This is a genomic window from Streptomyces griseorubiginosus (assembly GCF_017614965.1).
GTDB classification, from domain to species: domain Bacteria; phylum Actinomycetota; class Actinomycetes; order Streptomycetales; family Streptomycetaceae; genus Streptomyces; species Streptomyces griseorubiginosus_B.
On record NZ_WVUG01000371.1, the window covers coordinates 1 to 7973 of the forward strand.

7 protein-coding genes are annotated in these 7973 nt (G+C 73.6%); 5 read left to right on the plus strand and 2 right to left on the minus strand.

What is annotated here, in order from left to right:
• A partial coding sequence (locus GRC12_RS39170; RefSeq protein ID WP_208785200.1) for a CHAD domain-containing protein occupies window positions 1-740 on the minus strand: 740 nt, incomplete at its 3' end.
• The gene (locus GRC12_RS39175; protein WP_208785202.1) at window positions 721-2958 is read right to left on the minus strand and encodes an RNA degradosome polyphosphate kinase; all 2238 of its coding nucleotides are present in this window, start codon (window positions 2956-2958) and stop codon (window positions 721-723) included. The genes GRC12_RS39175 and GRC12_RS39170, both read right to left, overlap by 20 nt.
• Window positions 2959-3546: 588 nt before the next feature.
• On the opposite strand from GRC12_RS39175, the gene GRC12_RS39180 reads away from it, so the two are divergent.
• The 5 genes from GRC12_RS39180 to GRC12_RS39200 form a co-directional block, all read left to right on the plus strand.
• On the plus strand, window positions 3547-4095 hold the full coding sequence (locus tag GRC12_RS39180; RefSeq protein WP_208785204.1) for an RNA polymerase sigma factor: 549 nt from the start codon (window positions 3547-3549) through the stop codon (window positions 4093-4095).
• The gene (locus GRC12_RS39185) at window positions 4092-4907 is read left to right on the plus strand and encodes a zf-HC2 domain-containing protein (RefSeq protein ID WP_208785206.1); all 816 of its coding nucleotides are present in this window, start codon (window positions 4092-4094) and stop codon (window positions 4905-4907) included. The genes GRC12_RS39180 and GRC12_RS39185 overlap by 4 nt, the downstream gene beginning before the upstream one ends.
• Entirely contained in the window at window positions 4904-5758 is an 855-nt protein-coding gene (locus GRC12_RS39190) for an ABC transporter ATP-binding protein (RefSeq protein WP_208785208.1), read from the plus strand. The genes GRC12_RS39185 and GRC12_RS39190 overlap by 4 nt, the downstream gene beginning before the upstream one ends.
• Window positions 5755-7278 (plus strand): ABC transporter permease, encoded by a 1524-nt coding sequence (locus GRC12_RS39195; RefSeq protein ID WP_208785210.1) that lies wholly within the window; start codon window positions 5755-5757, stop codon window positions 7276-7278. Before GRC12_RS39190 ends, GRC12_RS39195 begins: the two co-directional genes overlap by 4 nt.
• A partial coding sequence (locus GRC12_RS39200) for a hypothetical protein (protein WP_308286733.1) occupies window positions 7269-7973 on the plus strand: 705 nt, incomplete at its 3' end. The genes GRC12_RS39195 and GRC12_RS39200, both read left to right, overlap by 10 nt.

Sequence of the window (7973 nt, forward strand, 5' to 3'; positions counted from 1 at the left end):
GGGGAGAGACCGTGCACGAGGGCCTCGGCGTTGTACGGGTGGCCCGCGGTGACCAGGGGGAGCGCGGCGATGGCGTCGGTGAGGCGTTCCTCGGCCGCGGCGGCCAGCGGGCCGAGCTCCGTGGCGTGGGCGGCGGGGGTGAGGGGGACCTCGCTGGCCAGGACGGCCACCTTGTCGGCGACGGCGTGGAAGCGTGAGGAGCCCAGGGCCTGCAGCGCGGTGGAGTGGGCGCGGGTCCGGGCGAGGGTCAGCTGGCGTTCGAGCAGGGCGCCCGCCTTCGCCGCGCCCACCGTGAGGTTGCCGCGCTCCTGGCCCCCGCTGTCGGCGCGGCCGCCGCCCGCGGGGACGCCGACCGCCTGGGCCGGGAACACCGCGGCCCCCGACAGCCGGTGCAGCGCCAGCAACAGGCGTTCCAGCCGTGCCTCGTAGGCGTGCTCCATCGACAACGTCCCGGACAGCCAGGCCAGTTCGGGGCGCAGGGTCTCGGACCAGTCGGCCTCCAGCAGCGGGCGGAAGGTGTGCAGGCTGCCACTGATGCGGCGGACCGAGCGGCGCAGGGCGCGCGCCGCGTCGACGGACTCCTCCGTGCCGTTCGAGGCGGCAGCCGTCCCGGTCTCCCGGTGCTGCCGCAGGGCACGGAGGAACTCCGTGGCCTGGGCCCGCAGGTAGCCCGCCAGGGCGTCACCTGTGGGGGCGGGCCCGGCCGCGGGGTCCGTCGGGTCAAGGTGTTGCTGTGCCACGCCGGCGCCTCCGGGCGTCTATGAGCATCTCCTGGACGTTTCGCAGGGGTTGGCCGTCCGCGTCGGTGGCGTGCCGGATCCATTCGCCGTCCGGGCCGAGGTGCCAGGACGCGGTGGTGTCGGACATGCCGGTCTCCAACAGCCGGTTCAGGGCTGCGCGGTGGGCCGGGTCGGTGACCCTGACCAGGGCCTCGATACGGCGGTCGAGGTTGCGGTGCATCATGTCGGCGCTGCCGATCCACACCTCGGGCTCGCCGCCGTTGCCGAAGGCGAAGATCCGGGAGTGCTCGAGGAAGCGGCCGAGGATGGAGCGGACCCGGATGTTGTCCGACAGGCCCGTGACGCCCGGGCGCACGGCACAGATGCCGCGGACCCAGATGTCGACCGGCACGCCTGCCTGGGACGCCCGGTAGAGCGCGTCGATGACCGCCTCGTCCACCATCGAGTTGACCTTGATGCGGATGAACGCGGGACGCCCGGCACGGTGGTGCTGGGTCTCCTTGTTGATCCGCGCGATCAGGCCGTCGCGAAGGGACTTGGGGGCCACCAGCAGACGGCGGTAGGTCTCCCGGCGGGAGTAGCCGGAGAGGCGGTTGAAGAGGTCCGAGAGGTCGGCGCCCACCTGCGGGTCGGCGGTGAGCAGGCCGAGGTCCTCGTACAGCCGGGCGGTCTTCGGGTGGTAGTTGCCCGTGCCGACGTGGCTGTAGCGCCGTAGGGTGTCGCCTTCCTGGCGGACCACCAGGGACAGCTTGCAGTGCGTCTTGAGGCCCACCAGGCCGTAGACGACGTGGCAGCCCGCCTCCTCCAGCTTGCGCGCCCACTTGATGTTGGCGTGCTCGTCGAAGCGGGCCTTGATCTCCACCAGCACCAGCACCTGCTTGCCGGCCTCGGCGGCGTCGATGAGCGCGTCGACGATCGGGGAGTCGCCGGAGGTGCGGTACAGGGTCTGCTTGATCGCGAGGACGTCCGGGTCGTCGGCCGCCTGCTGCAGGAAGGCCTGCACGGAGGTGGAGAAGGAGTCGTACGGGTGGTGCAGCAGCACGTCCCGGGTGCGCAGGGCGGCGAAGATGTCGGGGGCGGAGGCCGACTCGACCTCGGCGAGGTCGCGGTGGACGCCCGCGATGAACTTCTTGTACTTCAGCTCCGGCCGGTCCAGGCCGTGGATGCGGAAGAGGCCGGTGAGGTCGAGGGGGCCGGGCAGCGGGTAGACCTCCGCCTCGGAGATCTTCAGCTCGCGCACCAGCAGGTCCAGCACCTCGCGGTCGATGGACTCCTCGACCTCCAGGCGCACCGGCGGACCGAAGCGGCGCCGCATGAGCTCCTTCTCCAGCGCCTGGAGCAGGTTCTCCGCGTCGTCCTCCTCGACCTCGAGGTCCTCGTTGCGGGTGAGCCGGAAGGCGTGGTGCTCCAGCACCTCCATGCCCGGGAACAGCTCCTCCAGGTGGGCGGCGATGACGTCCTCGATGGGGACGTAGCGGCCCGGAGAGCTCTCCAGGAAGCGGGACAGCAGCGGGGGCACCTTGACGCGGGCGAAGTGCCGGTGACCGGTGACCGGGTTGCGCACGACCACGGCCAGGTTCAGGGAGAGGCCGGAGATGTACGGGAAGGGGTGCGCCGGGTCGACCGCCAGCGGGGTCAGGACCGGGAAGATCTGGTGCCGGAAGAGGGTGAACAGGCGGGCCTGCTCCTTCTCCGTCAGCTCGCTCCAGCGGACCAGGTGGATGCCCTCTTCCGCGAGCGCGGGGGCGACGTCCTCGTGGTAGCAGGCGGCGTGCCGGGCCATGAGCTCGCGGGAGCGGGCCCAGATCATCTCCAGGACCTCGCGCGGCTGCAGGCCGGAGGCGGAGCGGGTGGCGACGCCGGTGGCGATGCGCCGTTTCAGACCGGCCACCCGGACCATGAAGAACTCGTCCAGGTTGCTGGCGAAGATCGCGAGGAAGTTGGCCCGCTCCAACAAGGGAGTGTTCGGGTCCTCGGCGAGTTCGAGGACCCGCTCGTTGAACGCGAGCCAGCTGCGCTCCCGGTCGAGGAAGCGTCCCTGCGGCAGTTGGACCCCGTCGACCGGCGACTCCTCGTAGGCATCGAGATCGGCGTCGATGTCCGGGATGTCGGGTTCCAGGTCGGAGACCGTGGCCGCCACGTGCGGGCGGTGCGCGGCTATGGAGCCCACGGAGGGCTGGGCGTGCTGGACCTGTGCCTGGGTTTCTGACTGGCTCATGAACCCATTCTTCCGCGCCACGGGCGATACGGGCGCGTCGGACAACGCGGGCGGGAGCGCGTTCACGGAGCCGAGGGCGTCCCCGTTCCCCGCGGGCCCGTCGAGGGGCGGCGAAGGTTCCGGCACGGAGGGCGTCATTGGCCGAGCGTCGCAAGCCCGTCTGAACCGTTGGTTACGGCGACATGGCGTGCGGGATATCGGGGGGCGGCTCCCGGGCGTCTACGCCGCCCGGAGGGCCGTAACGAGTGGCTGGAAGCCGCCCCCGAGAATACGTACGTCCTTCCCGTCGGCGAAAGGACGTACGCGGGCCGTACACCCCCGACGATGTCGTGGCGGGCCGGACAGGTCTCGTCCATGCGGCAGTCCCGGTCGTCCCGGCCGTGCGAGCGCGGCGCGCCGTGGGAGGGGTACGGGGCGCGCGGACCGACGCGACGCGGGTGTCGGCCCCCGGCGCGCGAGGTGGGCGATCCGCTCACGGAACTCGCCGGGAGACGGAAGAGCAGTCCTCGACCTCCCGTACAACCACCCTTTCCCTGATTCAGGGAAGATCCGGTGAACCGATCCGGGGGGCCGGTGCGATCAGGGGGTGTGAGCGAAACGAGAAGCGACGGGGAGCTGCTGCGGGCCGCCGCGGACGGGGACCGCCGCGCCTTCGAGGAGCTGTACCGGAGGTACGCGCCGTGGCTGACCGCCCGGCTGCGCGGCCGGTGCGCCGACGCCGGCGTGGTCGACGACGTCGTACAGGAGACGTTCCTCGCGATCTGGCGGGGCAAGGCCCGCTACCGCGAGGACGGGGCCTCCGGCGACGCAGCCGGATGGCTGTGGCGCATCGGCTCGCGGCGGCTGATCGACGCCCTGCGCGGGGACGGGGCACGGGGGCGGCTGCGGCAGGCGCTGGCGCGGCTGCGGCACCGGGACGAGGCGTCCGCGGAGGAACGCGTGCTCGCGGGGGTTGAGCACGGGGACCTCGCGGGCGCCCTCGTCCGGCTGTCCCCGGAACTGCGGGCGGTCCTGCAGGCCACGGTCATCGACGGGCTGACCACCCGCGAGGCGGCCGTCCTGCTCGGCATACCGCCGGGGACGGTCAAGACACGGGCGATGCGCGCCCGCAAGCAGCTGAGGGAGGCGCTGGCATGACATGGCATGTGGATGCCGAGGACCTGCGGGCCTACAGCCAGGGGGAGCTGGCGCCGCCCGGGCTGTGGTCCGCCGACACGCACCTGGTCGCCTGCGCCGAGTGCCGGGCCGTGCTCGCCGAGGTCGGTGAGTCGGTCGACGCCGGGTGGGAGCGGCTGGACGCCGAACTGGACGCGCCCCGGCCGGGGCTGTTCGAGCGGCTGCTGGTGCGGGTCGGGGTCGCCGACCACACCGCGCGGCTGCTGGCGGCCACGCCCGTGCTGCGCCGCTCCTGGCTGGGCGCGGTCGTCGCCGTGCTGGTGATGTCCGTGCTGGCCGCCCAGAGCACCGGCTCCGTCACCCTCTTCCTGGCCCTCCCGCCGCTGCTGCCCCTCGCCGGGGTCGCGCTGTCGTACGGGCCCGCGCTGGACCCGACGTACGAGATGGCGGTGGTCTCCCCGGTCCACGGGTTCCGGCTGCTGATGATCCGCACGGTCGCCGTCCTCACCGCCGGTCTCGCCCTTGGCGGTCTGGCCACGCTCGCCCTGCCCGGACTGGGCCTGCGCGCCCTGGCCTGGCTGCTGCCCGCGCTCGCCCTCACCTCGGCCGGCCTCGCGCTCTCCGCCCGGCTCGGCCCGGTGCTCGCGCCGGCGCTGGTCGGCGGGGCGTGGGTGGCGCTGCTCGTCACGGCCCACGCCGTCCAGGCCGACAGCACGCTTCTTCCGTTCACGGCGGCCGGCCAGGGGGTGGCGGCCGCGGTCGCCGCGCTCGCCGGCGGGCTGCTGTTCCTCGTACGTGACCGATTCGACCGCTTCCAGGGGAGCGCCGCATGACACCCACCGTTTCCGCCTCCGGGCTGAGCCTGCGCTACGGCGGCACCCACGCCCTCGACGACGTGTCGCTGCGGCTCACGCCGGGCGTCACCGGCCTGATCGGCCCCAACGGGGCCGGGAAGACCACCCTGTTGCGGGTGCTGGCAACCGCGCTTCCCGCCGACGGCGGCGCCTTCACCGTCCTCGGACACGACCCGGCCACCTCGGCCGGCCGCCAGGAGGTGCGGCGCGCGCTCGGCTACCTTCCGCAGACCCCGGGCTTCCACCCGGACTTCACGCCCTTCGAGTTCGTCGACTACGTGGCGATCCTCAAGGAGCTGACCGACCGAGGCGCCCGTCACCGCGAGGTGCGCCGGGTGCTGGAGCAGGTCGACCTCGGTGAGGTGCGCGGCAAGCGCATCAAGAAGCTGTCCGGCGGGATGCGCCAGCGGGTCGCGCTGGCCGCCGCCCTGATCGGCGACCCGGGCTTCCTGGTCCTGGACGAGCCGACGGTCGGCCTGGACCCCGAACAGCGCATGCGCTTCCGGGAGTTGATAGCCCAGGCGGGAGAGGGCCGTACGGTCCTGCTCTCCACCCACCAGACCGAGGACGTGGCGATGCTCTGCCATCGCGTCCTGGTGATGGCGGGCGGCCGCATCCGCTTCGACGGCACCCCCGCCGAGCTGACCGCGCGGGCCGCCGGCCGGGTGTGGAGCAGCACCGAACGCGACCCGGGCGCGAGGGCGGGCTGGCGCACCGGCACCGGCTCCTTCCGCAACGTCGGCCTGCCGCCCGTCGGCGCCGACCTGCTCGAACCCACCCTGGAGGACGGCTACCTGCTGACCCTGGACGAGGCGGAGGTGCCCGCGTGAGCACGGTCCTGGAACAGACCCCGACGGCCACCGGGACGGAGCCCCGGCGCGCCCCCTGGGCCGCCGTCCTCGCCCTGGCCCTCTTCGAGGCCCGCCAACTGCTGCTGCGCGCGCCGATGCTGCTGGCCCTCCTGCTCTACATCGCCTGGATCGTCTGGCGCACCCCGGACTTCGAGAACGGCTACCCCGCCCTTCAGGACGCCGACCGCGCCACCCAGTCCGGCCCGGTCCTGATCGCCCTGGCGCTGCTGGTCTGCGTCAACCAGGCGATGCTGCGGTCCGCGCGCCGGGACACCGAACGGCACTTCGCGGTGCTGGTGCTGCGGCCGTGGCAGCGCACGGCGGGCCACGCGCTGTCCGTGGTGCCGATCGTGCTGCTCGTCGCGGTGTGCGTGAGCGCCCAGTTCGGCTGGACGGCCCTCGAGTCCGGTTCGGTCGGCACCGCCTCGGCCGGCGAACTGCTCGTCGGCCCCCTGACGGTGCTGGTGGCCGGCGCGTTCGGGGTGCTGCTCGCCCGGCTGTTCTCGTCGGTCCTCGCGGCGCCGCTCGCGATCGTGCTGCTCTTCTTCCTCCTGTTCGGCGGGGCCTTCCCCGCGGGCAGCGGCGAGCGGGGCACGCGCTGGCTGGCGCCCATCGTGAGCGAGAACACCAGCAGCGCGATCCCCTCCGACCTGATGGACCGCCCCGCCGCCTGGCACGCCCTGTATCTGCTGGGACTGGCCCTGACGGTGGCCCTGGTGGCGGTCGTCGTGGCCGGCGGCCGCGGCCCGGTCCTCATGGGAGCCGTCGCCGCGGCGCTGGCCCTCGCGCTGACCGGCGGGATCGTCCAGACGGGCGCGCTGCCGGACCGTACGACGGTGGCGCGGGCGCGGGCCACGAACGCCCCGGAGAAGGAACAGGTCTGCGTGCGGCGGGACGGGTCGACGTACTGCGCCTTCCCCGAGTGGAAGCCGCGCACGGCCACCTGGGCGTCCGTGGTGGACCACGTCCGCTCCTCGGCCGGCGGCGCCGCGCGCACCCAGCCGGTCCTCGTCCGCCAGCGCGTCTACGCCACGGACGGACTCGCCTCCGACGGCGCGATCGACCCCTCGGCGAACCCGCACCAGGTCACCGTCGGCACCGGCTGGGGCGGCCCGCGCGTCCCCGAGTTCTCCGCCGCCGTGGCCGCCGTGCTGGTCACCGGCAGCGAGAAGGCGACGTCCGGGCTGTGCGACGGCCGCATGGTCACCATCATGTGGCTCGCCCTGAACTGGCTCCCCGACCCCGTGAAGTCCCTGAGCAACGTCCGCCTCGACGACAGCGTGACCGGCTCGGCGATCGTCCTCTCCCCGACCGACCCGATGGACATGACGTCCGGCCAGACCTCCGTCGTACGCGAACTCCTCGACCAGCCAAGGGAGTCCGTGGCCGCGAAGGTGCGGGCCCACTGGACCGAACTGACGGCCCCGAAGGTCACGAGCGCGCGAGCGGCGGAGCTGCTGGGGGTCAAGGCGCCGAAGGAGAAGGACAAGTGCGACTGACCATCCGGGAGTTGACGCTCCCCGTCTGGCGGACCCTGCCCTGGCGGGCGCTGGGAGCCGCGGCGGGCCTGGGACTGCTGCTGGCCGGGGCACTGCGGTGGGGCGGGGGCGACGCCCACGGCTGGCCCGCGCTCGTCCTGCTCCGTACCGCCGTGCTCGCCTACGCGCTGGGCCTGACCTTCCTGCTGGACGACCCCGCCCGCCACACGACGGCCACGGTGCCGACCCGGCGCGCCCTGCGCACCGGTCTGCGGATCGCCCTGGTCACCCCGCCCACCGCGCTGTGGTGGACGGCGGTCGTCCTCCTGGTCCCCTCGGGGGTACGGCCCCCGGTGGGCGACGTCACCCTGGAGGCGGCGGCGGCCTGCGTACTGGCCCTGCTCGCCGGCGCCTCGGCGCTCCGCTGGACCAACGAGCCCCGCCCCGGCCCCTCGGTGGCGGCGGCCTACCTCCTCACGGCGGTGGTGGCCCCCCCCTGCTCCCCGCCGGCTGGGAGCTGTTCGTGTGGCCGCAGGACAGCAACTGGGGCGCGGCACACGAGCGGTGGGCGTGGCTGCTGGCGGGGGCGCTGGTGGCGCTGGCGGTGTCTGCTCCGGAGCCCCTGCGCAGATGGGGCTTGCTGCCACGACGCCGGTCGACCGTCAGCCCGTCCGGCGTTTGAGGACGAGGCCCTTCGGGCCGAATGGGGGTCTGGG

What these genes read in the sequence shown, in the direction of transcription:
- GRC12_RS39175 (WP_208785202.1), bottom strand. Translation starts at nt 2,958, where the DNA reads ATGAGCCAGTCAGAAACCCAGGCACAGGTCCAGCACGCCCAGCCCTCC.
- GRC12_RS39190 (WP_208785208.1), top strand. Translation starts at nt 4,904, where the DNA reads ATGACACCCACCGTTTCCGCCTCCGGGCTGAGCCTGCGCTACGGCGGC.
- GRC12_RS39185 (WP_208785206.1), top strand. Translation starts at nt 4,092, where the DNA reads ATGACATGGCATGTGGATGCCGAGGACCTGCGGGCCTACAGCCAGGGG.